General features: G+C 62.3%; 1 protein-coding gene. It reads right to left on the bottom strand.

What is annotated here, in order from left to right; genetic code table 11:
* Positions 1 to 2 precede the first annotated feature (2 nt).
* The gene (locus CHB75_RS21140; protein ID WP_089274136.1) at positions 3 to 1,367 is read right to left on the bottom strand and encodes an IS5 family transposase; all 1,365 of its coding nucleotides are present in this window, start codon (positions 1,365 to 1,367) and stop codon (positions 3 to 5) included.
* Positions 1,368 to 1,486 lie beyond the last annotated feature (119 nt).

Below are 1,486 nucleotides of genomic sequence, written 5' to 3' on the forward strand. Positions count from 1 at the left end.
GTTCAGGCTGAACAACCTGATCCGACGAAGATTTGGGAAGTTGACGGCCTGTGTTTCGGGATGAAGGCAGCGCACAACGCCGCCATGATGAGGGCAAGAAGAGCCCTGAGGTGTGCCAGGATCTTGCGGATGTTGTGGCCGCAGCCGCAAAGGACAGCGAAGATGGCATCGCCAAACGTCCCTTTCAGCGGGGACCGTGAGAGGCGTCCGTCGGTTTTCATGTGTCCGATCTCGGGCTCGATGGCGCTGCGCCGTCGCAGCAGCCGTTTCAGCGCCGGGGTCATGCCGCGGCGGGTGCCGCTGACCAGGACCTGCGTCGCCGACACACCGTGGCCGCGGTATCCGCGGTCGACGAGGGTTAGCGCGGGCATTTGGCCGGTGAGGATTTCCACCTGTTCCAGCGCCTCGGCCAAGGTATGGCCGTCGTAAGGGTTGCCCGGCAGAGCCCGCATGCCGACGACGAAGCCTTCGTCGATGGTTGTAGCGAGGCTGACCTTGGTGCCGAACTCGTAGCGCTTGCGGGCCTTGCCCTTGGAGATGCAGTCGACCTCGGGTTCATGCAGCGCGTAAATCTTGCCATGGCTCTTGGGGCTCTGATGCAGCAGGCGGCCTACCAGCACGAGGGTGTCCAGAACACGCTCTCGGAAAGAGCCAACTGGGATCTCATCCAGGTGACGGCGGATGTCGCGCAGGACGCGGCCGGTATAGCCCTTCAGTTTTTTCAATGCCTTGCGCATGCGCTTGAATTGTCTGGCGTGAGCGTAGCGACCGGCCTGTAGCGCCAAGCGCGGTGCCAGACGGTTGTAGTTCTGGCGCAGCGTGATCCCGCCTTCGTCTGCCAGGGCGACAAGCTGACGACGGGCCTTCTCGTACAGGCGCGCGTCGGTCGGGTGGGCGATGTTCTTCTCCATCACCGTCGTGTCCACGGATATGCGCAACAGACTGCGGTCCTCGACCGTCCCCGACGCACGCCCGGCCTCGATGGTCTTGGTGAGCAGCCACTCGGCCCCTTCCTCGCCGATCCGCTTGCGCCAGCGGGTCAGCGAGGAGGGAACGATCGGCGGGCGGTGCTGAAAGAACACCTCACCTGTGAAATGCTGGTAGTACGGGTTCTCAACCCAACGGGCGACCACAGCCTCGTCGGACAGCCGGTAAGCGTGCTGGAGATACAGCAGCCCCGCGACGAGGCGCGGCGATGTGGCTGGCCGCCCTGTCGTGGAAGGAAAGAAACCCGCCCATTCCGTCTCGAAGAACTCCCAGTCGATCAGCTTTTCCAGCTTCGCCAATTCGTGGCGTAGATCAATCATGTCGGTCAGGCGGGGACGCAGGAGATCATCCTGCTCTTCAGCGCGGGGATGAGGCTTCATCACGGCTCCGGAATTTGCAAGGTTTCAGGACCCGGTATAAGAAATCCTGCAATTTCCCGCTACTGTTTCGGCGCGATCAGGCCGCAAATTCAGACGCTTGGGAGTTGTTCAGGCTGAAC

Source organism: Puniceibacterium sediminis, assembly GCF_900188035.1.
Lineage (GTDB): Bacteria > Pseudomonadota > Alphaproteobacteria > Rhodobacterales > Rhodobacteraceae > Puniceibacterium > Puniceibacterium sediminis.

Coding starts and splice junctions, on each gene's coding strand:
- CHB75_RS21140 (WP_089274136.1), bottom strand. CDS start 1,367: ATGAAGCCTCATCCCCGCGCTGAAGAGCAGGATGATCTCCTGCGTCCC.